The organism is Bacteroidota bacterium (assembly GCA_026391695.1).
In the GTDB taxonomy this organism is placed as follows: Bacteria; Bacteroidota; Bacteroidia; order Bacteroidales; family JAGONC01; genus JAPLDP01.
In genome coordinates this window covers 70,232-92,918 of the sequence record JAPLDP010000077.1, presented here as the reverse complement: position 1 = coordinate 92,918, position 22,687 = coordinate 70,232, and the positions used below count along the sequence as shown (strand labels likewise).

Here is a 22,687-nt window from a genome sequence, read left to right as displayed (position 1 = left end):
ACCAAAGTCCTCACCCGCATCCCGGATCAATCCATCCAACGCCTGGAGGAACTGCTTCCGCATAATCTGAAATAAAATCGCCCGGAAATAAAACTAATTTTGCATTACCGGTCAATATGCATCAGGCCGAAGGCTTACGTTAAGTCAGCATTATAATCTTTTAAATTTATTTCGGCTTTGGCAAGCTCTGCTTGATTATTGAGTTTATCGGATGACTTAATTTCAATAAAAATAGATGGATAATCTTTATTGCAAAATAGTGCTATATCTACTTTTCTTGTGTCGTCCTTTTGGTTAGTCCTAAATTCAGTATGAACTTGTTCAGGGTTCCAAATATCCCAATCAAGTTTTTGTAGAATTCGTGCTACCAATGAAAATCTAACCTGTTCTTCATTCCTGTATTTTCTGGAATTTAACAGGTTTCTTACGTCACTCAATATTTCTTTCATGTTCATTTTTTTAATTCACCATAACTATTTGCTAACAGCAATATTACGAATTATATCTATAAAATCCTAATATAAAAAAACAACGTATTCTTCATAAGACATACCGATTATGGATATACAGGCACTTAAATGGGTACCTACCTTTGATGAAAGCACGGATGCCATCTTTTCGAAAGATGTCATCCGACGGAGAAACACGGATGCCATCTTTTTGGAAAGATGTCATCCGACGGAGAAGCATGGATGCCATCTTTTTTAGAAAGATGGCATCCGTATTTTCCGTATTTTTACCTTTGTGAAAGGTAAATCTCCTGAATTATGTCAATACATCCGCGTAAGCCGAACCTGAAAAAGTATTATTTCTCCGACACGTCGTTCATCAACCTGATGAAAAAGAGGATATACCATGTGCTGCTGATTTCCAGCGCCTATGATGCGTTTATCCTGGAAGGTGACGGCCGTATCGATGAACAGATCTTCAATGAATATGTCTCGCTTAACCTACGCTACCCGCCTGAATTCATCCTGGCTCATTCGGAAAAGGAGGCGTCAGCCATACTTCAGGATGAGCCTATCGACCTGATCATCATCATGCTCAGCGCCGACGAAGCCGACACCTTCGGCATGGCCGAACGTATTAAAAACAGGTACCCGGCCAAACCCATCGTCGTCTTAACACCATTCTCCCGGGAAGTCACACTTAAAGTCAACCGCGAAGACCTGAGCTATATCGATTATATCTTCTCGTGGCTCGGCAATCCCGACCTGCTGCTGGCCATCATCAAGCTCATCGAAGATAAAATGAATGTAGACTATGATGTGAATGAGGTCGGCGTGCAATGCATTATTCTTGTCGAAGACTCCATACGGTTTTATTCGAGCTACCTGCCCAATATCTTCAAGATCATCTTCAAGCATTCCAAGGCCTTCATGACCGAGGGTTTGAATGAACACCAGCAGATGCTCAGGATGCGCGGGCGGCCTAAAATCCTGCTCGCCACCAGCTATGAAGAAGCCATCACCTTATATGAAAAATATAAGATGAACCTCCTCGGCATCATCACCGACGTGGCCTACAAACGGAATGGTGTGATGGATAAGGAGGCCGGCATAAAGCTGTGCAAGAAAGTCAAGATGGATGATGAGTTCATGCCACTGCTGCTGCAGTCGTCGGATGTTGAAAATGAGCAGACAGCCATTGATCTAAGGGTAGGTTTCATCAACAAGAGGTCGAAAACCCTGTCGATAGAGCTGCGGAATTTCATCATCGAGCACTTTGCTTTCGGCGACTTTGTATTCCTTGATCCCAAGACCAAGGAAGAAATAAACAGGGCCTCCGACCTCAAGTCGCTCCAGATGAAGATGTTCGAAATACCGGATGACACGCTGCTATACCATATCACCCGGAACCACTTCTCAAAATGGCTGCGGGCGCGGGCTTTATTTCCTCTTGCCGACCTCATCAGGGACTTGCGCATGCAGGACTTCGATAATGATCTCAACGAGATACGGCGGTTTATTTTTGATGCCATTGCCAGCTTCAGGATGAGCAAGTCGATGGGTGTGATTGCGGAGTTCAACCGCGACAGGTTCGATGAATACCTGAGCTTCACCCGCATTGGCGACGGCTCTATTGGCGGCAAAGCCCGCGGGCTGGCATTCCTCGACTCCCTCATCAAAAGCTATAGAATTCTCGATAAATATGATGACATCATCATCACCATTCCTAAAACGGTGGTGATATGCACCGATGTCTTTGACGAATTTATGGAGGAGAATAACCTGTATGAAGTCGCCCTTTCGGACCTCAGCGATGAAGAGATCCTGGATAAGTTCGTCAACGCACGGCTGCCCTTCCGCATCCATGAAGATCTTTATACACTGATCAGCTATGTGAACAATCCCCTGGCCATCCGCTCTTCCAGCCTGCTTGAAGATTCGCATTACCAGCCTTTTGCCGGCATCTATTCCACTTACATGATCCCCAACGTGCCCGATGATGAACGACGCATGATACAGATGCTCAGCGATGCCATCAAAAGTGTCTATGCCTCGGCATTCTTTAAGAACAGCAAGGCATACATGACCGCCACATCCAATGTCATCGACGAAGAGAAAATGGCCATCGTCCTTCAGACCGTCTGCGGCGAAAAGTACGGTGACCGCTTCTACCCTGCCCTTTCCGGTGTGGCCCGTTCCATCAATTTTTATCCTCTTGATCCTGAAAAACCCGAGGATGGCATAGTTAATATCGCGCTGGGATTAGGAAAATATATCGTCGACGGCGGCATTACGCTGCGGTTCTCGCCAAAGCATCCGAACAAAGCCCTGCAGCTGATGACTCCCGAAATAGCCCTGCGTGAGACCCAAAAGATCTTTTATGCCCTCGATCTGAGGCCGGAAAGCTTCAAACATGCCATCGATGACTGCCATAACCTTCTTCAGCTAAATCTTAACGATGCTATGGCCGACAACTCACTCAGATTTGTGGGATCGACATACGATTATGAAAATGAAATGCTTCGCGACGGGGTGAATTATGCCGGTAAGAAACTGGTGACATTTTCGAATATTCTGCTGCACAACACATTCCCGCTCAGCGACATCATCCAGATGATCCTTGAAATGGGCCAGAAGGCTATGAATAAGCCTATCGAAATAGAATTTGCCATAGACCTCGACAGGCCCAAGGGCAAGCCCATGTTATTCAACCTGTTGCAGATCAGGCCTATCGTCGACAACAGGGAGACCATCAATATCAATCTTGAAGATATCCCGATGGACCGTACGATTGTTTATTCAAAGTCGGCGATGGGAAACGGTATCATAAAGGACATCAGGGATATGGTCTATGTCAGGCCGGAGACTTTCAATGCGGCAAAAAATCAGGAACTCGCCGGCAAGGTGGCAAAACTCAATGACCAGTTTGTGGCTGAAAAGAGAAATTATATCCTGATAGGCCCGGGGCGGTGGGGTTCGACAGACCCCTGGCTGGGCATACCCGTGAAATGGCCCCAGATATCTGCTGCAAGGGTCATCGTCGAATCAGGCCTGGCAAAATACCGCATCGACCCCAGCCAGGGCACACACTTCTTCCAGAACCTCACCTCATTCAGGGTAGGCTATTTCACTATCAATCCATATATACATGATGGCTATTACGATGTGGACTTCCTCCAGACACTTACTCCCGTGTACGAAGATGAATACATCAGGCATGTCCGTTTTGAAAAACCTCTGACCATCATGATCGACGGGAAAAATAATATCGGCGTCATCTATAAACCGGACATGGAAATCGAAATAGATAGAAAACTGACCTGATATTCCCTCACTGATGATTCCGAGGACAACTATATTACATGCCGGTCTTGCTGTTTTTATCATCTTTTTGACTGCTGTTCAGGCCTCCGGGCAATATTTTGATATAGGCCAGGATCCCTGTAGCTTAAAATGGAGGCAGATAAAAACGGAGCATTTCCGGTTTATTTATCCCGCTGCTTATGAGCGGCAGGCCCGGCATCTGGCTGCTTTCAGCGATTCGGTTTACCGTTATGGATCGTTTTCGTTAAAATCAAAACCCCGGCGGGTGCCTGTCATCCTTCACACCCTATCAGTCATATCGAATGCGACGGCGCCATGGGCACCACGGCGCATTGAAATACTCACCTGCCCTCCACAGGATATTTATGCTGAGTCCTGGTTGTACCAGGTCCTCATCCATGAATTCAGGCACACGGTTCAGGTCGAAAAGATGTACCAGGGATTTTCCAGAGGTTTGTATTACATCCTTGGTGAGCAGGTAGCAGCAGGACTTACCGGCCTGTTCGTTCCGTTCTGGTTCACCGAAGGTGATGCAACAGCCACTGAAACCGCAATAAGCCATTCCGGAAGAGGAAGAGTGCCATCCTTTGAAATGGAACTGAGGACACAATTGCTGACTGACGGCAGGTACGGCTACAATAAAGCCGTTTTCGGATCGTACAGAGATCATGTACCGGACAACTATATTCTGGGCTATCATCTCGTATCGATGGGACGGGCGGAATATGGCACCGTCCTGTGGGATCATGCGATGAATACCGTTGGCAGGAAACCCTTCCTGATAACGCCTTTTACCTATGGCATACGTTCAGTCACCGGCATTTCGAGAATCAGGCTTTACAGACACCTGGCCGACACGCTCGCTAAGGCATGGCATTTACAACAGCAAAAAGAGACTTATACCGCATATACCACGATAAGTCGAACCGATACGAAGTTCTATACCAGTTATCGGCACCCTCAATTTATCGGTGACTCTACGTACATATCTTTAAAAACTTCGATTGATGACATTGGCAGGCTCGTGAAGGTTGATAAATATGGCAGGGAAACCATAGTGCATACGCCGGGTTTATATTTCGGTGAGGCGATTTCATACGCACAGGGACTTGCAGCCTGGTCGGAAAGGCTCAATGATCCGCGGTGGAGCCAGAGGTCGTATGCGGTCATTAAAGTGTTCGACAGTAATACCGGAAAAGTTAAACAACTAACACGGAAGAGCAGACTTTTCGCCCCTTCCCTGTCGCACGATGCCACACAAATTGTATCAGTTGAAGCCGGCACGGCTGACGTCTATGCCCTGGTGATTCTGGATGTCAGCACCGGTAAAGAGATAAAGCGGATCGCGATGTCCGGCGGTCTTTTCCTGATGACACCGTCCTGGTCGCCGGATGATAAAAATATCGTTGCTGTTGTCATGGATGACAGAGGCAAAAGCCTGGTACTTGTTGACCCTGTTACCGGGAGTATCCGCCATCTGACACCATTCAGCTTTACCGAAATCGCTACACCGGTCATGTATGAAAATTATGTTTTTTATACCGGAGCTTATTCCTGCATCAGCAATATATATGCTGTGGATACAGCAACGTTGCTGATATACCGTGTGACCTCATCTGTATTCGGAGCCTTTGATCCGGCTATATCTGCGGATGGAAAGGAAATACTCTATGCTGATTATTCGGGTAAAGGATATAAACTGGTAAAAGCGGGAATTGAAAAATCACAGTGGGTACCGCTTGAAGAAATCGCCGATAATAGATTTCCACTGGACGTGATCATCAGTCAACAGGAACTGGGTGTGCCTCCTGTCGACACCACTAAAAGTCAGACCTTTACCTCTATGAGATACCGGAAATGGAAGAATCTTATCAATCCTCACAGCTGGGCGCCCCTGGCTATTGACGCTCAAAACCAGACCTTCATGCCCGGCGTTTCTGTCCTATCGCAAAATGCCCTTAGTACCTCGTTCTTATCACTTGGATATGCATTTGATCTGAATGAACAGGTCGGCAGGTATTATATGGATTACAGTTACCGTGGATTTTACCCGGTCATAGATGTCACTTTTAACATTGGCCAGAGAGCCGGTGAGCAAGTAGATGAGCACGATAGAATAGAGCGTTTCACCTGGCATGAAAATAACCTGTCGCTCAAAGCCACCGTTCTCCAGGATTATAACCGGAATGCCTGGTTCATGGGATGGCAGCCGACAGTAGGCTCTGAGCTGATCCATATTCATCATGATGATCTGACTCCCGATGATTTCATAGAAGGGAATATCCAAGCCATGGAATACAGGCTTGTCGCCTATAATCAGATCAAGACGGGCTACAGGGACATCTACCCGCGGTGGGCTCAGGCTGTCGATATAAATTACAGGCATACGCCCTTTACCGGCAACTCCCTTGGCGATATATGGTCGGCGGAGTCCTACCTATATTTTCCAGGGATACTGCCACACCAGGGCATTAAATTATATGCCGGTTATCAGTCGAAACATCCTAAAAACTATAGTTTTTCAGACCTCATCACCTACCCGAGAGGGTATTCGGAACTGTATTTCGACGAGGCTGCCAGTTTTTCGGTCAATTATAAGTTCCCGCTATTATATCCTGATCTGAGCCTTAGCTCTCTCCTTTACCTGATGCGTGTGAAAGTCAATCTGTTTTATGATTATGCCATTGGCACGAATGACCAAGGGGAGAGTGTCAATACTTCTGCCGGGATAGAGCTTACGGGCGACATGCACATCCTGCGGTTCCTGAGCCCTCTTGACCTTGGAGTCAGAACTACATATTTACCAAATAATAACACCTTCGGCCTTGAGTTTCTTTTTTCGATTAACTTTACAACCTGGTATAAAGACCGTTCCGACAATGAACCTCTGTCACCCGAAATCGTTCAGGTGAAGAAGTATTAAGTGAAATGATTAATAACCAATATTTATGAGATTTCTGATACGTTTGATAGTAATGACCCTGGCTGTGATCATCACCTCTTACATCCTGCCTGGAATTAATCTGGAGGATTTCTGGACAGCCCTCATCGTGGCTATCGTCCTTGGACTGTTAAATGCGTTCCTGAGACCCCTGCTGATCATTCTGACCATACCTGTGACGATACTGACATTCGGGTTGTTCCTGCTGGTCATCAATGCTTTGTTGATACTGCTGGCCAGCCGGCTGGTGCCGGGCTTTCAGGTAGACGGATTCTGGTGGGCGCTGGCATTCAGCGTCATCGTGACACTCATCAGCTCCCTCTTTCAGGGATTTGAGAGAAGGCATGAGGAGCAGTGATAGTCGGCAGTCGGCGGTCGGCGGCGGATCGAAGCGACGTCCCGCAAAGCGCAGCGAATGCGGGATCGGCAGCCAACGGTCAGCGGTCGGCGGTCAGCGGTCGGCTGTCAATATCTTGAGCTAATATTCGTTAAATAATGTAAAAACCCGATTATGAAGCACAGGTCGGTCATCAACAAGGAAGAAATCAGACGCATCATCCACAAGAGTGAGGTATGTTATGTGGGAATGGTTGATGAGGGAAGTATGCCGTATGTTTTACCCTTTAATTTTGGCTTTGAAAATGATACGGTATATCTCCATTCTGCAAAAGAGGGTAAAAAGATCAGTATCCTGCGAAAGAATCCCCATGTGTGCATTACTTTCAGCACCGACCATATGCTGCGTTACCAGAGTGAAAATGTCGCCTGCAGCTGGAGCATGAAATACCGCAGTGTGCTGGTATATGGGAAGGTCGTGTTTATTGATGATCCGGAAGAAAAGATGGCAGCGCTTAATGTCATCATGCGAAAATATGCCGGCAGGGATTTTACTTTCAGTGCTCCAAGCATCAAGGAGGTGCAACCTTACAAGATCGCCGTCGAAAAATTCGAAGGCAGGATATATGGTTACTGATTAATCTGGCGCACTCCTCCTCCTGGAATATTCATGGTATAAATACATGCATAACCTGCCCAGGACCAATCCGATAATAATTCCCAATATAGCTCCGCCAATCACATCTCCCGGGAAATGCACACCCAGGTATACCCTGCTGTAGCAAATGGCAGTTGCCCATATCAGTATCAGCGGCGTAAAAATCCTGTTCCCAAGAAGATGAATTAAAAAAACAGAAAGGGCGAACATATTGGTGGCATGTGATGAAACAAAACCATATTCACCTCCGCATTTTCCATTGACGAGATGGACCAGATTTGCCAGTCCGGGATCATGACAGGGCCGCAGCCGGATGACGAGATTCTTGAAAAGATGAACAGACGATTGATCGCTTAATGTGACAAGGATAGCGGCCAACAAAATAATGACTACGGAGAACCAGCGGTACCTTTTGATGATCATGGCAATGAAAAAAATATACAGTGGTATCCATATCGCTCCATTACTCAGCCAGTACATCACAAAATCCCAAAAACCGCTATAGTGGCCGTTGATAAAAAGAAACAACTCTTTATCCCACTCCAGGAGTTTACTTAACATATCAAATCCATTTTCCTCTGTGTCCCTCCGTGGTTATTTCCCTATAAATGAGGGAAGAGGTCTTATTTATTGAGTTCCGTCCAGATCATATCTTTCAGCTTTTCAAGTCCCCTTTTAGTAAAAGAAGAGATAAAAACCCATGGTATATTGGGCAATTCCTTTTTCATTTCACCAATCAGTTCATCGTCGAGCAGGTCCGATTTGGTTATGGCCAGAATTCTCGCTTTATCGAGCAATTCCGGATTATACTGCTTCAATTCATTAACCAGAATGTCATATTCCTTTTTGATGTCACTGCTATCGGCCGGCACCATAAACAGGAGTAAGGAATTCCGTTCAATATGCCGGAGGAAACGCAGTCCAAGACCTTTGCCTTCATGGGCTCCTTCAATGATACCGGGTATATCAGCCACGACGAATGACTTATAATCGTGATAACTGACGATGCCGAGGTTAGGTTGAAGAGTGGTAAAGGGATAATCGGCTATTTCGGGTTTGGCAGCAGAAATGACAGATAACAATGTAGATTTTCCGGCATTGGGGAAACCGACAAGTCCGACATCGGCAAGCAGTTTGAGTTCCAGTATTTTTGCTGCTTCAATAGCCGGTTCACCGGGTTGGGCAAAACGTGGTGTCTGGTGGGTGGCTGATTTGAAGTGATCATTACCCAGTCCGCCCCTGCCGCCCTGCACCAGGATATGCGTTTCGCCGTCATGGGTGATCTCGAACTCAAATTCGCCTGTGTCAGCATTACGTGCCACAGTGCCCAGGGGCACTTCCAGGATGGCATCTTTCCCGTCGGCGCCAGTCATCAGCTGGCCTCTGCCATTGCCGCCATGACCTGCCTTTACATGCTTGGTGTACTTCAGATGTAATAATGTCCAGAGCTGCTTATTACCCATAAGGATAATATGTCCGCCTCTCCCGCCATTGCCGCCATCAGGTCCGCCTCTGGGATTCATCCGGCTGCGGAGAAAATGTACCGAACCTGCACCTCCCTTTCCGGAAAGGCAAAAAAGCTTCACATAATCCACAAAATTCGAGCTGCCCATTTACTTATCAGTGCTATTTCTATATAAAACTGTCGACTTCTTCACATAGCTTTTTGAAGACGTCATCCACGGAGTCTTTACCAGTGACCGACCGGAATTTTCCCTGCTTTGAATAAAAATCAATAAGGGGTTTTGTCTGCTTATGATACACTAACAGACGGTTCTTTATGACATCTTCGGTGTCATCCACCCTTCCTTCCAGTTTGGCACGGTGTAATATACGCCGCATGAGCTCATCTTCCTCCACATCCAATGCCAGCGTCAGATCTATTTTCTTCCCTTCGCTTTCAAGCAGATGGTCAAGATCGCCGGCTTGCTTTATCGTTCTGGGGAACCCATCGAGGATAAAGCCTTTTACCCTTTTTTGCTTGTGAATGGCATCCCATAGCAAATTAATAAGCAGTTCATCAGGAACCAGTTCACCTTTTTCCATAATGCTTTTAGCTTTCAAGCCCAGCGGGGTTTGATTTTTTACTTCATTTCGCAGGAGATCGCCTGTTGAAATATGGAAAAGGTGGTATTTTTCAGCCATCCTTATGGCCTGTGTTCCTTTCCCTGCTCCCGGAGGGCCAAATAAAACGAGATTAAACATACGTTGTGAGTTTGGTAATTATTAGTTAAAATTTTTAGTTGCAAGTTACAAGTTACAAGTTACAAGTTGCAAGTTACAGGTTGAGCGAGGCGCAGCCGAGCGAAATCCCGATAAAGTCGGGATTGCAAGCTACAAGCTGGAGGCTGCAAGTCAAATAGTGCCTGAAATTCTGTCATTATAAGTCTTGAAGCCTGTATATATCCGGATAGTTCCTTCCATATCCATCATAATCTAACCCATATCCGACGATAAATTCATTTGGTATCGATATCCCCAGATAATCAATCATGAAATCCTTCTTAAAAGCCGCCGGCTTAAAGAGTAGGGCAGCTATCTTCACATCCGCCGCACCAAGTTTTTTTAATTCACCAATAGTTTTGTCGACTGTAATGCCCGTATCAATAATATCCTCCACGATCACGACTGTTCTGTTGCTCACATCTTCAGCAAGCCCGATAAGTTCTTTCACACAGGCTGTTGTCTGTGTACCTCTATAGGATGCCAGTTTGATAAATGAAATGTTGCATTCATGGTCAAACCTCCGCAGCAGATCAGAAGCAAAAACAAATGCACCATTCAGCAAAACAAGGAACAGGGGGGTTTTTCCTGCCATATCCCTGTTAAGTTCTTCGGCTATGCGTACGACGGCATTTTCAATTTCCCCGGCAGAGATTGAAATGACAAAAGTCCTGCCGTTGACGGTGATAGTTTTCATCCAGCGGATCAGATGTTATGTTTTACAAATATACCATTTACGTCAGAACTTCATCTAAAATGTTGTATTTTTGATGGTGACAACCAAAGATCTCATCATGAAACCAAAAGTCAGTATCATCATGGGCAGCACGTCCGATTTACCGGTAATGGAAGAAGCTGCAAAGTTCCTGGACGAGATGGAGTTACCCTTTGAAATGAATGCACTGTCGGCTCACCGTACTCCTGAGAAGGTGGAAGAATTCGCCAGGAATGCACATAAAAGAGGTATAAAGGTCATCATTGCCGGTGCAGGCATGGCAGCCCATCTGCCTGGTGTCATTGCAGCTATGACGCCTGTTCCGGTCATCGGCGTACCCATCAAATCCTCTCTGGAAGGCTGGGATTCCATTCTTTCCATCCTCCAGATGCCTCCGGGCATTCCGGTAGCCACTGTCGGACTCAACGCAGCCCGGAATGCAGCCATCGTCGCAGCAGAAATGCTGGCAATCCATGATGAAATATTATTTGAAAAACTGCTGGCATTCAAGGAAGAACTGAAAGAAAAGGTGATTAAGGCGAATGAGGAACTGAAGAAGATAAATTATAAATTTAAATGCTGATTAGCTCACACTTTACGGGCCACCATCAACCCATGCCTGACAGTCAATAAAATATTCTCTACACGCTTGTCGCTCTGCACAAAATCATTGAACCTGGTAATACCTTTCGTTTCGCTGTCCTCCGGATTAAGCACTTTACCATCCCATAATGCATCATCGGCAATGATCAGTCCACCCTTTCTCACTTTATCAATCACCAGCTTATAGTAATCCAGATAATGCTCTTTGTCGGCATCAATGAATACAAGGTCAAATTCTTCATGAATTGACGGAATGACTTCGAGTGCATTACCGAAATAAAGCCTAATCTTATCCTCAACGCCGGCTTTGACGAAGTAACGCCTGATGATTTCTTCCAATTCCCTGTTTATCTCAACAGTATGGATCATTCCGCCATTAGCCAGACCTGTAGTAAGGCAAATAGCCGAGTAACCGGTATAAGTGCCGATATCCAGGACTTGCTTTGGCCGGATCAACCGGCTGAACAATTTAAGCACTTCGCCCAGTACGTGACCCGAAAGCATCCTGGGATTCAGTATTTTAACATAGGTTTCCCTGTTCAGTTCACTGAGAATAGCCGATTCAGGTGTGGTATGATGTCCGGCATACTCCTCCATGGCTGGATCCACGATGATAAATGGCTCTTTTTTCATGGTTTATGTTTTTCAGACAAATAGGAAAGCATGCTGAGCATTAAAGGGTCAAAAACCTCCCTGGCTATTTCAGCCAACTGTTCTGATGTGACATTTTCGATTTTTTCATTTATTTCCTGCAGGGATAAAACCCTGTTGGACATCAGCATACTTTTCCCCATCGACAACATTTTATTCAGATTCGATTCGTATGCGACAGCGAGCTGGCCTGTCAGTTGCTGCTTTGCTGTCCTGAGTTGTCCCGGACCCAGAGGTTGCTCCCGTAATTTTCTGAGTTCACGGTGTATGAGTTCTACTGTTTTATCGAGAGTACCATTATCGAGACCGGTGTAAATGCTGAAAATACCCGTGTCGGAATATGCGTTATAGCTCGATTCAACAGTATATGCCAGGCCATGCCGTTCCCTCACCGACAGGTTTAGCCGTGAGTTCATGCCCGGGCCTCCGAGGATGTTGTTAAGCAATGCCATGCCAAATCTCCGTGGATCATTATAGGCATAGGCAATGCCTCCAATCATACAGTGAGTCTGAAAGGTCTTTTTCCTGACAGACTTGTAGCGGGGATAATAATTCAGAAAAGGAGACCTGGACATCAACCGGGAATTTTCAGAAATCACGCTAAAATACTTTTCGACAATCCTGACCAACTTTCTGAAATCAATACTTCCGACAGAACTGATCACCATTTCGTCAGTATGGTAATTATTCAGGATGAACTGCCGGATGTCAGGTTTCCTGAATCTCCTTATCTGGCGCGCCGTCCCCAGGATATTCCGGCCAATTGGATGGCCTGTGAAAATGATCTCTTCAAAATCGTCGAATATTTTCTCAGAAGGATTATCCTTATATGAATTTATTTCATCAATGATGACATCTTTTTCTTTTTCGATCTCCTTATCGGGAAAAGTAGAATTAAATGTAATATCGGCTATCAGCTCAAGGGCACGGTCATACCAGATATTGAGAAAAGATGCATGGATACAGGTTTCCTCCTTGGTGGTGTAAGCATTCAGATCAGCGCCGACGTTATCCAGCCGGTTCAGTATCTGGTAGACATTCCTTTTTTGTGTTCCCTTAAAAATGACATGTTCAATGAAATGCGCCATGCCCTGCTCATTTTCCTTTTCATCACGCGTGCCGGCATTGATGAGTATACCGCAATGGGCTACGGGTGTATCTGCATGAAGGTGGATGAGACGGATGCCGTTGGAGAGGGTATGATGGTTAAAGTCCATGATGAAAATAATGAAGAATGAAAAATGCAGGGTAAAATTATAAAATTTAACTTCACTTTCACTCCACCATCATAAATGCTGCCCATACTGTTTTACAACATTATAACAAGGACATGGTTGAAAATAGTCCTGATTTCGAGGTAGTATTACAGTAACTATTTGGGGTCATTAATTCGCAATTGGATACTTTTCATCCATATAAATCCAGAAAAGCAGCCTGTACCCGCGGAAATTCCCATTCTCATCAAAATCTTCAATGACAGGACCCATGCCGACGATTTTCTTATTCATTTTAAAATGGCGTTCATCCATATACCATTCTTCGAGAAAACGGACACGTGTGATATCCCTGAGCTCAAGATTTTGTTCAATCAGGGTATCATAGGAGTCATAGGGTGGAGACGTACGCTGAAATGTAAAAGGAACTCGCCGGATTCCAATGTTTTTCACCTGCTCCGGTGTCAGAGGTTTATTAAAATAATCATAGACACGATATTTGCCGGAATATGCTGCCTCCATGATCATTTTCACAAAAGCTTCACGCCTGGGGCCCTCGAGATTTTGCACCCACCAGTCAAAATCCGGATCAGGGCTCTTAATCGGCACATCGTACTGGATTCGTTCAGTGATGACAATCATGTTTTTCCTTGAAGAAGTGTTACAGGAGATAAAAAAATCAATGAATATGATCAGAAGAATGAACTTAATTAATTTCATAGTACGTTTTTTTTTGAGAAATTAAGCTATTTTTGAATGACTTCACCCCCTTCTCCCCCTCTCTTGCAGGAGAGGGGGCCGGGGGGTGAGGCGTTTCCAGAATTAATTAACGTTAAAATTATGAAAATCCTGCGTCCCACCTTACTCCTCGATAGAAAAAAATGCTTACGAAATATTCAACGGATGGCTGACAAAGCCCGGCATCATCACCTCCATTTCCGCCCTCATTTCAAGACCCACCAATCTGCAGTGATTGGAAGCTGGTTCAGGGATTATGGTGTTGATGCCATTACTGTCACCTCTTGCCAGATGGCAAACTATTTTGCAGATCATGGCTGGAATGACATCACTATTGCCATGCCTGTTAACCTGATGGAAATAAATGACATAGACCGGCTGGCCGGTCAGATAAATCTTAATCTGCTGGTTGAATCGGAAGAAACAGTGACATATCTGACAAAACACCTCAGATCCATGACAGGCGTTTTCATTGAAATAGATACCGGACACCACCGCACCGGTGTTGAGGCAAAAAATATTTCATTGATCCGAAAAATGACCGGACAAATCCTGAACTCCCGGCAGTTGACATTCAAAGGTTTGCTCACTCATTCCGGTCAGTCCTACCTGGCAAAAGACAAACATGAAATACAACAGATCCATTATGACACAATCAGTAAAATGGTTGGCTTAAAGGATAACCTCTTATCCCTTACCCATGACATCACTCTTTCGATCGGTGATACACCATGCTGCAGCATCATGGAAAACTTTGAAGGAATTGACGAAATACGGCCGGGGAACTTTGTCTTCTATGATGTCATGCAATATAAATTAGGGTCATGCATGCTTGAAGATATTGCAGTCGCAATGGCCTGTCCTGTCATTGCCAGATATCCACTGAGAAATGAGCTGGTGATCTATGGGGGCGCTGTCCATTTCTCAAAGGATTTTATTGTTATGGAATCTGGTGAAGCATGCTTTGGATTATTAGTGAATATCAAAGACAATCACTGGGAAAACAACGACCAGTCCTATCTGTCTACCATATCACAGGAACATGGCATCATCAAACTTATCGGTGAAGACATTAAATCATACCGTACCGGAGATATCATTGGCATATTACCTGTCCATTCCTGCCTGACAGGTGCAGCTATGAGATCCTATACGACGCTTGACGGAGAGAATATTCATACCCTGCTATCCGGAAAATAACGCTGCCAATAAGGATTTTGGGTTAATTTTTCATTAAATTTACACTCTGATTACTTTCCTATTCAGGATTTCAATGAAGGCTCAGAAAGATACTCTGGAAGTGATGATTGCCCGTATCGATGATATCTGCGGACAAGCCAGATCCTATGAAAAGAAGTACGCTGAGGAAATCGCAAAAGTTGAGCCGTCATTCAGGGAAAGTGCTCTTAACCTTGTCCACTACCTGGCTCTTCGCAACAATGATATCCGCGACTTGCAGAAAGAATTAGGTTATTCAGGCCTCGCCAGTCTTTCTAAAGTCGAAGGACATGTCCTGGCCAGCCTCTGTGCCACAAGAAAAATGCTGAAAATTCTGACAGGTAAAAAAAGCAGAGAAACTGCCGACATCCCGGTTACCATTAAAAAAGGTGTCAAATTACTGAACAACCATACAAAAGCCTTATTCGGCAGCAAATCCAAAGGAAGAAAGACCAGGATCATGGTCACCCTTCCACGTGAAGCCTCCTCAGATTATAAACTTGTGTATGAACTGATCCGTAACGGCATCAATGTGGCACGCATCAACTGTGCCCATGATGATGAGGAAATCTGGGAAAAGATCATTATAAACATTCGGAAAGCTGAGGCATCGCTTGGAAGAACGTGTAAGATCATCATGGATCTGGGTGGGCCGAAATTACGCACCGGTCCTATGATGCCAGGACCCAAAGTCGCTCATCTTATTCCGCCAAAAGATGAGATGGGGAGAGTCATCAAACCATCATTGGTATGGATCTCGACAGAAAACTCACTGCCACCGGCAAAAGCTGATGCATTTATTCCTGCCAGCGCCAAATGGATCAGTGAAATTAAAAAAGGTGACGAAATCCAGTATAAAGATGCCAGGGGCAAAAAATGCACCCTAAAGGTCATCGCAAGGGAAGGTAAGGCGGCATGGGCACACAGCTACGATTCAGCTTACATAACGCCTGGACTTGAAATAAACCTTATAAAACATGATGTACAGGCACAAAAGACTGACCACATCGGTGATCTGACATCCATCGAACAGACCATCATACTTCGAAAAGGCGACAACCTTATTCTCCATAAGGATACCACACCCGGAGAGCCGGCACATTACAATGAATCCGGCAAACTCACTCGTCTTCCGCATATATCCTGCACACTGCCCGAAGTATTCAAAGATCTGAAAGCAGGTGAACCCATACTTTTTGATGATGGCAAAATTGAGGGTATTATTAAAGAGGTCACAGATGAAAAATTGCATGTCACTATCACATTTGCCCGTGAATCAGGCAGTAAACTCAGAGCCGACAAAGGCATTAACCTGCCGGAAAGCAACCTGTCGGTAAGCGGATTAACTGAAAAGGACAAAAAGGATCTGCACTTCATCATTCAACATGCTGATGCAATCAACCTTTCCTTTGTGAATGGGCCGGAGGATGTTATCAATCTGCTGTCAGAGCTTAAAAGAATAAAGGCAACAATTGGCATCATATTGAAGATCGAGACCAGGAAAGGATTTCAGTATCTGCCTGAGATACTCCTCACTGCCATGAGGACTTACCCTGTTGGTGTGATGATTGCCAGGGGTGATATGGTTATAGAATGCGGATGGAAATACATGGCGAAAATACAATATGAAATACTCCGGCTCTGTGAAGCAGCCCATATTCCAAACATATATGCCACACAGGTTCTCGAAGGTCTGGCAAAAAAAGGCATGCCATCGCGGGCTGAAATCACTGATGCGGCTTCTTCCCAGCAAGCCGAATGCGTGATGCTCAATAAAGGGCCATATATCATACCAGCTATCCGCATGCTTGATAAGATCCTGCGAAACACCGAAAAATATCAGGATAAACAGGCGACACTTCTGCCGATTCTGGATACTAAGCTTGAATAAAGTCAGTAAATGCTATTGTAAACTACCAGGTAGTTTTTGACCGTCATACCGCTGTGCTATCATGCACAGTGTTTTTGAAATTCACAGAAATTAACCGACATTTGCAGAAATTCGTTGTTATGAAAAAAGTCTTACTGTTATCCATAACTATCAGCCTTATTTTATCAGCCTGTCAACGGAAAACAGAGGAAAATCCCTATAATAAAGCTATTGCAAAAGCAAACAGGGAAAATTATGATGGGGCACTTAAAGAGATCAATGCCACCATAAAAAATGATACGAATAATGCCGAGGCTTATTTTTCCAGGGCATTCTATATTAAAGAAAAGATGGGTGATTATCAGGGCGCCATTGATGATTATACGAAATCCATCGATCTTAAAACAGGTGACGAGATCAATGATGCCAGGGCATATTGTAACCGTGGTCATGCCAAATATATGCTGAAAGACTATAAAGGTGCCTTGGAGGACTTGCAGCAAGCCATCAATCTGAATCCTGACGATCCCTATATTTACCGTAACAGGGCATTGATTTTCATTGCCATCAAAAACACCGGCATGATTTGCATCGACCTGAAGAAAGCTCTTGAACTGGGTTTTACTCAGAAGTATGGTAAAGAAGTGGATAAACTGATAAAGGAATACTGCAAATGAATCCTGTCTTCAAACGCCGCAGCATACGTAAATTCACCGGTGAACCGGTCAGCAGCGAACATATTGAGGAACTTTTAAAAGCCGGCCTTTGCGCTCCATCAGCACGGAATACGCAATCCTGGCATTTTATCGCCGTCACAGAGAGACATTTACTTGATGAAATCCCATCTTTTCACCCCTATGCGGCAATGTGTAAAGAGGTTACTCTGGCTATTCTTGTATGTGGTGACCTGGCACAGGAAAATAATACCGGATATTTAGTTCAAAACTGCTCTGCCGCGACAGAAAATATTTTGGTCACAGCAGCCCATTTAGGTCTGGGTTCCGTATGGCTGGGAGTATATGCAAGAGAAGAAAGGATGAAAGGGATGAAAAATTTATTTAAACTACCCGATCACATTCTCCCTGTTGCTCTAATAGCCATCGGTCATCCCGCAGAAGAGAAACCTCCAAAAAGCGACTACGACTGGAGTAAAGTCAAATTCAATAGATGGTAAAGAAAATGGACAGTGTGTGTGGTAATAAAAAATCCCTGACTCAGTAGCCAGGGACTTTTTAAGACGAAGAGATAAAAGGATGCCCCATGTGGAATACTAAATTCCTCGCAGGATATCCTCATCAATCTCAATTACTTCTGAATCACAAACTTCTTTGCCACAGTTGTCTTTCCATCGTTGATCAGCATGAGATATACTCCTTCGCGAATGCTGCTGAGGGTAATCTTCTTTACAAGGGTCTGCAAAACAGGGATGTTGTTTTCATTATAAATCACATTCCCCATGGCATCCATTATTCTGACCTGCATGAGGGCATTTTCCCTTGATACAAGGTTGAGGATAAATTCGCCTGTGTTAGGATTTGGGGTAATGGTGATACGGCTTGCATTCAATTCGTCTATTCCTTCAGTCCAGACAGTAATTATAACAGGTTCTGAAAAGTCACTTTCACCGCAGGAATTTACGCCTTTCACTTTTACATAAGCAAGCCCGGTATATTCATTCCAGGTCACAGTTGCTGTTGCGGAAGTTCCTGAGATGGATCCTGCCTCTGCTGGTTGCAAATCCCATGTATATGAAGTAGCATTAGGAACCTCAGCAATAGTATATTCTGATGTCGGGGTTATGGTGGGATCAACAAAGTCGGGTCCGGCAGGTATGCCTGGTATTCCTGGTAAAGGTAAAATAGTGAGGATCATACCACTTGTGACAAATCCGCACGGGAAAACGCCCTGGGCTTTAAGTGTCAGGGTGACCGTTCCATTGGTTATGTCATTTGCACCTGGTGTATAGGTTGGAAGAAGTATGGTTCCGTCATCAAAGGTTCCGTCACCTGATGTGGACCACAGAAGTGAGGAATAGTGCTCAGCAGTAGCTGTGGTGTTGGTATATGATTGGCCAGCACAAATTTCGCCTGGATCGCCGGCATCTGCTACCGGAGCGGGTTTGATGGTCAATATCATATCATCGCTGGCTGATTCTCCGCTATTTTTATAGGCGGTGAGTATGAGGATGACACTACCTGTTGCATTATCGTCAGGTCCGGGTGTATAGAATGGTTCCAGAATGGTAGGATCATCGAATGTGCCATCACCTGATGTAGTCCATTCCAAATAATCATAACCTATGGCACTTCCCGTAAGGGAATAGCTTCCGCCTTCACACATGACGCCATTTGAACCTGCATCGGCCATTAAGCCTCCGGGGATAACTTTTGTAAAGTCATCATCGATATATGAAAAGTCTTTGATATACCAGTATGTGACTGGCTGCGCCGCATCATTCCCAATCAGATGCTCGTAAGTGAAAGGAATGGTATATGTACCATTATCCTCAAACACATTGTAAGGAGCGCAGAAGAAATTCGCCGCGAGCCAGGCCAGTGAATATTCGGTAACGTTAACAGGTGCTTCGGTCATCTTATAATTACCGATATCAATGCCACGGCTGTAAATATCAGGATAGTTGTTGCTGAGGGCTTGATCATAGCGGGTATCCAGCCAGGAGATGAAAACTTTCGTGCCATCTTCTGTAATGGAGGCCTGAGGACGGCTATCTTCGGTATAATCTTGTTGTCCATCAGGGTATTCCCCACGTAGCATTTTGATGTCGCCACACCAGAACGCACGCCATGTCTGCCCGCCATCGGGTGAGTAGATATCATAAGCAGAAAGGACGAAAATTGTATCATAAGGAGGATTGAATCCGGATATGATAGCATATGGCGCACCATCTCCGTGATAATAATTAGACATGCCAACGACCACTGCGATGTGTGGATTTCCGCTGGCGTCGACCACAATGTCGCAGTCAAAAGCGGTGGTATAGTGGATATCTTCACGTGCGGGAGGTACCGTCCAGAGGGCATTAATCTCATCATCGGATAAAAATTCATCGACGATCTCAGGGATACCATCGTCACCGCCAAGCTGCACACCAATGGGGTCTTCCCAATTTTCCCCGCCATCGGTCGTTTTATAAATGACAGGATAAAAATCGCGGTAGCTAAATTCAACAGATAGGTCGTCAGTAATTATAACGATATAGCCGGTCTGGCCGTCAGGTGCAAAGGCACAACGATGGTCAGCAGGACAAAACAATGAGTCAGGAGGGACAGGCGCATCGAGGGTAAACCAGTCATATTCAAAATCGTTTGAGGCGGTATTCCAAACGCCCCGGGATACAAGATTTGCACCAAGATATACACCAGTAGAAGACCAGTCAACTAATCTGTCAACAACGAGTGATACGCCCTGCTTGGTCATGGCGTAACCATCCGGAACATCCTGATATAAACCATCAGTCGGATCAGATGACCGTAAGTGTTTGGTGGTATCCGTGAAATCAACCAGGTTAGAAACGCCAAAGCTATACCCTCCCCAGCCAGCTGCCTGATTGGAACCGTCGAGATTTGGTGCAAAGTACGCATAGTAAGCATTTGCCGGATCAGTGTTTCCTGGAGGATTGTAAATAGCTCCTTGTGGATAACGGGCAGCATCAAGATAATAAGTTCCTCCTGGAACGGTGGCGGTGTAAATCCTCTGGTCAACCAGGAAGTTTTCACCACGGTCGTAAGAAATGTCAATATCCAGATTTCCTGAATAGTTAGGAGATCCGCCGACTTCCCTGTGCAGGTTAACAAAGGTGTTGAGTGCATTATCGACCCAGACAATGGTTTTTTGTCCACCACCATAGCCATAACTATAACCATTGGCTGAGTGTCCGATCGAGTCACACGTAACGATTTCGCGACCTATTGGTGGTGTTGGGCGTACAAAAGGGGCACTTGTGATTGCCGGAGGTTTAACAGGTTCTAAATCCGCCGCCTTCATAAGGCCTGCATTTGAACTTTCTGATTTAACGTATTGTGATTTTACCCGGTAAGAATTCTGGGAAATGGCAAAAAACGCAATACATAGTGCAAAACTTAATAGTAACAATTGTTTCATGATCGTTTGGGTTTTTAATTAGACATTGAGATTAGTTTGCGAATTTTTAGTTTTAGGAGAGCTAAATTATAAAATAAAAAGACAACTTATGCAACGTGATAAAAAAAAATTGGTTTTGAACATACAAACATAATCATTGTTTATAATTATCGTTTCTTATATATATTTGTATTTAGCAAGCTGAGGAAAAATTGAAAAAGATCTATCTTCTCATCATCAAATCCTTTCTGGGTCCCTTTGTCATGACCTTTTTCATTTCCGTATTCATCCTTCTGATGCAGTTTCTCTGGAAATGGGTGGATGAGCTGGTAGGAAAAGGGCTGGAATGGAATATCCTCGCCGAACTTCTTTTTTATGCCTCTGCCACTTTCGTACCGGTAGCCCTGCCATTGGCTATCCTCCTTTCATCACTGATGACCTTCGGTAATCTTGGCGAAAACAATGAACTCGTTGCCGTAAAAGCTGCCGGTATTTCCCTGAAGAAGGTAATGATGCCACTGGTTTTTCTTTCGCTGCTGACAGGTTTGTGTGGCTTCCTTTTTTCCAATTATGCCCTGCCGGTTGCCAATCTGAAATTCCGCAGTATCCTTTTTGATGTCAGGCAACAAAAACTGGCATTCAACATCAAGGAAGGTATTTATTACAGTGGTATTGATGGTTATGTTATACGTGTTGGAAAAAAAGAAAAGGATGAGAAAACGATTCGCAATGTCATGATATACGATCATACCGGTAAAATGGGAAATTCAAACCTGACTGTTGCCGATTCAGGCAGGATGGAGATGACACCTGATGACAAATTCCTGATTCTCACCTTATACAACGGTGCCAATTTCGATGAAAAACTCGACCGTTCCAACGTGGAAAAAATGACCATGCGCCGAACTTCCTTTGCCGAAGAACAACGTCGTTTTGACTTGTCAGCCTTCGCTCTGACACGTACCAATGAAGATCTTTTCAAGAACCATTACCAGATGCTGAACATACGGCAGCTGAAAAAAGCCGTAGACTCCCTGCGGCGTGAAACCGACCTGCGGAAACAAGAATTCAGCAAATCATTTCTTGCTAATTACATATATTACAGATCATATGACGATTCATCGGCCAGATCCTTACCCGACACAGCCCGTGGACTAAAGACAAATTTTCTGTCCAATTTTACGGAAAAAGAAAAACTGAAGATCATTGAAACAGCAATGAACGTCTCCAGGAATATTAAAGTCAATATTGGTACAGAAAAGGAATATCTCAGTGGAAGGACCAAATTAATAGCATCGCATGAAATTGAATGGCACCGGAAATTTACACTTTCATTTGCTTGTGTCATTCTTTTTTTTATTGGCGCCCCGCTGGGAGCGATAATTCGAAAAGGAGGCCTGGGATTGCCCATGGTGGTCTCCGTGTTCTTTTTTGTCATGTATCATATCCTGTCAACAACCGGATTTAAATATGCCAGAGAAGGCGTAATGACTGCTCTGCAGGGCATGTGGCTGGCCTCTGCCATCTACCTTCCTATTGGCATCCTGCTTACTATTAAAGCAACCAGCGATTCCCCAATCTTTGATTTAGACTCCTGGAAAAAATTTATCAATCGATTGATTTTCTTTAGAAAAAGAACATAAACC

General features: G+C 44.7%; 20 protein-coding genes. 11 read left to right on the top strand and 9 right to left on the bottom strand.

Features of this window, described 5'->3' with window-relative positions:
* Positions 1-134: 134 nt before the first annotated feature.
* Entirely contained in the window at positions 135-449 is a 315-nt protein-coding gene (locus NT175_11415; GenBank protein ID MCX6235305.1) for a type I restriction enzyme HsdR N-terminal domain-containing protein, read from the bottom strand.
* 109 nt (positions 450-558) lie between these two features.
* Between NT175_11415 and NT175_11410 the strand changes: the two genes are divergently transcribed.
* The 5 genes from NT175_11410 to NT175_11390 all read left to right on the top strand — a co-directional run bounded on the left by NT175_11410 (position 559) and on the right by NT175_11390 (position 7,687).
* Positions 559-708 (top strand): hypothetical protein, encoded by a 150-nt coding sequence (locus NT175_11410; GenBank protein ID MCX6235304.1) that lies wholly within the window; start codon positions 559-561, stop codon positions 706-708.
* A 59-nt stretch (positions 709-767) separates the two neighbouring features.
* Entirely contained in the window at positions 768-3,773 is a 3,006-nt protein-coding gene (locus NT175_11405; protein ID MCX6235303.1) for a phosphoenolpyruvate synthase, read from the top strand.
* A gap of 13 nt (positions 3,774-3,786) precedes the next feature.
* Complete coding sequence (locus NT175_11400; GenBank protein ID MCX6235302.1) at positions 3,787-6,696, top strand: hypothetical protein; 2,910 nt, start codon at positions 3,787-3,789, stop codon at positions 6,694-6,696.
* Between the two features lie 25 nt (positions 6,697-6,721).
* Positions 6,722-7,072, top strand: a complete 351-nt coding sequence (locus tag NT175_11395; GenBank protein MCX6235301.1) for a phage holin family protein — start codon at positions 6,722-6,724, stop codon at positions 7,070-7,072.
* A gap of 153 nt (positions 7,073-7,225) precedes the next feature.
* Positions 7,226-7,687 (top strand): pyridoxamine 5'-phosphate oxidase family protein, encoded by a 462-nt coding sequence (locus tag NT175_11390; protein ID MCX6235300.1) that lies wholly within the window; start codon positions 7,226-7,228, stop codon positions 7,685-7,687.
* On the opposite strand, the gene NT175_11385 is transcribed toward NT175_11390, so the two are convergent.
* From NT175_11385 to NT175_11370, 4 genes are all read right to left on the bottom strand, one after another.
* Positions 7,688-8,269 carry a phosphatase PAP2 family protein gene (locus tag NT175_11385; GenBank protein MCX6235299.1) on the bottom strand — a complete coding sequence of 194 codons (582 nt, stop codon included), beginning with the start codon at positions 8,267-8,269 and terminating at the stop codon, positions 7,688-7,690.
* Positions 8,270-8,331: 62 nt separating this feature from the next.
* Positions 8,332-9,321 carry a GTPase ObgE gene (gene obgE, locus NT175_11380; protein ID MCX6235298.1) on the bottom strand — a complete coding sequence of 330 codons (990 nt, stop codon included), beginning with the start codon at positions 9,319-9,321 and terminating at the stop codon, positions 8,332-8,334.
* A gap of 19 nt (positions 9,322-9,340) precedes the next feature.
* Positions 9,341-9,913, bottom strand: coding sequence for an adenylate kinase (locus NT175_11375; GenBank protein MCX6235297.1), 573 nt, complete (start codon positions 9,911-9,913; stop codon positions 9,341-9,343).
* 175 nt (positions 9,914-10,088) lie between these two features.
* On the bottom strand, positions 10,089-10,628 hold the full coding sequence (locus NT175_11370) for a phosphoribosyltransferase family protein (protein MCX6235296.1): 540 nt from the start codon (positions 10,626-10,628) through the stop codon (positions 10,089-10,091).
* Positions 10,629-10,725: 97 nt separating this feature from the next.
* Here NT175_11370 and purE point away from each other — a divergent pair, with 97 nt between their 5' ends.
* Complete coding sequence (gene purE / locus NT175_11365; GenBank protein ID MCX6235295.1) at positions 10,726-11,229, top strand: 5-(carboxyamino)imidazole ribonucleotide mutase; 504 nt, start codon at positions 10,726-10,728, stop codon at positions 11,227-11,229.
* 5 nt (positions 11,230-11,234) lie between these two features.
* On the opposite strand, the gene NT175_11360 is transcribed toward purE, so the two are convergent.
* The 3 genes from NT175_11360 to NT175_11350 form a co-directional block, all read right to left on the bottom strand.
* On the bottom strand, positions 11,235-11,882 hold the full coding sequence (locus tag NT175_11360; GenBank protein MCX6235294.1) for an O-methyltransferase: 648 nt from the start codon (positions 11,880-11,882) through the stop codon (positions 11,235-11,237).
* A complete protein-coding gene (locus NT175_11355; protein ID MCX6235293.1) occupies positions 11,879-13,117 on the bottom strand; it encodes a pitrilysin family protein in 1,239 nt (412 codons plus the stop codon). The genes NT175_11360 and NT175_11355 overlap by 4 nt, the downstream gene beginning before the upstream one ends.
* Before the next feature lie 168 nt (positions 13,118-13,285).
* A complete protein-coding gene (locus tag NT175_11350; GenBank protein MCX6235292.1) occupies positions 13,286-13,834 on the bottom strand; it encodes a hypothetical protein in 549 nt (182 codons plus the stop codon).
* 120 nt (positions 13,835-13,954) lie between these two features.
* Between NT175_11350 and NT175_11345 the strand changes: the two genes are divergently transcribed.
* From NT175_11345 to NT175_11330, 4 genes are all read left to right on the top strand, one after another.
* Positions 13,955-15,052 (top strand): alanine racemase, encoded by a 1,098-nt coding sequence (locus tag NT175_11345; GenBank protein MCX6235291.1) that lies wholly within the window; start codon positions 13,955-13,957, stop codon positions 15,050-15,052.
* Between the two features lie 73 nt (positions 15,053-15,125).
* Positions 15,126-16,961, top strand: coding sequence for a pyruvate kinase (locus NT175_11340; protein MCX6235290.1), 1,836 nt, complete (start codon positions 15,126-15,128; stop codon positions 16,959-16,961).
* Positions 16,962-17,080: 119 nt separating this feature from the next.
* The gene (locus NT175_11335) at positions 17,081-17,617 is read left to right on the top strand and encodes a tetratricopeptide repeat protein (GenBank protein ID MCX6235289.1); all 537 of its coding nucleotides are present in this window, start codon (positions 17,081-17,083) and stop codon (positions 17,615-17,617) included.
* On the top strand, positions 17,614-18,114 hold the full coding sequence (locus NT175_11330) for a nitroreductase family protein (protein MCX6235288.1): 501 nt from the start codon (positions 17,614-17,616) through the stop codon (positions 18,112-18,114). The genes NT175_11335 and NT175_11330 overlap by 4 nt, the downstream gene beginning before the upstream one ends.
* Positions 18,115-18,245: 131 nt before the next feature.
* On the opposite strand, the gene NT175_11325 is transcribed toward NT175_11330, so the two are convergent.
* Positions 18,246-20,945: a T9SS type A sorting domain-containing protein gene (locus NT175_11325; protein MCX6235287.1), complete on the bottom strand. Its 2,700-nt coding sequence runs from the start codon at positions 20,943-20,945 to the stop codon at positions 18,246-18,248.
* 308 nt (positions 20,946-21,253) lie between these two features.
* Here NT175_11325 and NT175_11320 point away from each other — a divergent pair, with 308 nt between their 5' ends.
* Complete coding sequence (locus tag NT175_11320) at positions 21,254-22,684, top strand: LptF/LptG family permease (protein ID MCX6235286.1); 1,431 nt, start codon at positions 21,254-21,256, stop codon at positions 22,682-22,684.
* Positions 22,685-22,687: the final 3 nt, after the last annotated feature.

Coding starts and splice junctions, on each gene's coding strand:
- NT175_11415 (MCX6235305.1), bottom strand. CDS start 449: ATGAAAGAAATATTGAGTGACGTAAGAAACCTGTTAAATTCCAGAAAA.
- NT175_11410 (MCX6235304.1), top strand. CDS start 559: ATGGATATACAGGCACTTAAATGGGTACCTACCTTTGATGAAAGCACG.
- NT175_11405 (MCX6235303.1), top strand. CDS start 768: ATGTCAATACATCCGCGTAAGCCGAACCTGAAAAAGTATTATTTCTCC.
- NT175_11400 (MCX6235302.1), top strand. CDS start 3,787: ATGATTCCGAGGACAACTATATTACATGCCGGTCTTGCTGTTTTTATC.
- NT175_11395 (MCX6235301.1), top strand. CDS start 6,722: ATGAGATTTCTGATACGTTTGATAGTAATGACCCTGGCTGTGATCATC.
- NT175_11390 (MCX6235300.1), top strand. CDS start 7,226: ATGAAGCACAGGTCGGTCATCAACAAGGAAGAAATCAGACGCATCATC.
- NT175_11385 (MCX6235299.1), bottom strand. CDS start 8,269: ATGTTAAGTAAACTCCTGGAGTGGGATAAAGAGTTGTTTCTTTTTATC.
- obgE (MCX6235298.1), bottom strand. CDS start 9,321: ATGGGCAGCTCGAATTTTGTGGATTATGTGAAGCTTTTTTGCCTTTCC.
- NT175_11375 (MCX6235297.1), bottom strand. CDS start 9,913: ATGTTTAATCTCGTTTTATTTGGCCCTCCGGGAGCAGGGAAAGGAACA.
- NT175_11370 (MCX6235296.1), bottom strand. CDS start 10,628: ATGAAAACTATCACCGTCAACGGCAGGACTTTTGTCATTTCAATCTCT.
- purE (MCX6235295.1), top strand. CDS start 10,726: ATGAAACCAAAAGTCAGTATCATCATGGGCAGCACGTCCGATTTACCG.
- NT175_11360 (MCX6235294.1), bottom strand. CDS start 11,882: ATGAAAAAAGAGCCATTTATCATCGTGGATCCAGCCATGGAGGAGTAT.
- NT175_11355 (MCX6235293.1), bottom strand. CDS start 13,117: ATGGACTTTAACCATCATACCCTCTCCAACGGCATCCGTCTCATCCAC.
- NT175_11350 (MCX6235292.1), bottom strand. CDS start 13,834: ATGAAATTAATTAAGTTCATTCTTCTGATCATATTCATTGATTTTTTT.
- NT175_11345 (MCX6235291.1), top strand. CDS start 13,955: ATGAAAATCCTGCGTCCCACCTTACTCCTCGATAGAAAAAAATGCTTA.
- NT175_11340 (MCX6235290.1), top strand. CDS start 15,126: ATGAAGGCTCAGAAAGATACTCTGGAAGTGATGATTGCCCGTATCGAT.
- NT175_11335 (MCX6235289.1), top strand. CDS start 17,081: ATGAAAAAAGTCTTACTGTTATCCATAACTATCAGCCTTATTTTATCA.
- NT175_11330 (MCX6235288.1), top strand. CDS start 17,614: ATGAATCCTGTCTTCAAACGCCGCAGCATACGTAAATTCACCGGTGAA.
- NT175_11325 (MCX6235287.1), bottom strand. CDS start 20,945: ATGAAGGCGGCGGATTTAGAACCTGTTAAACCTCCGGCAATCACAAGT.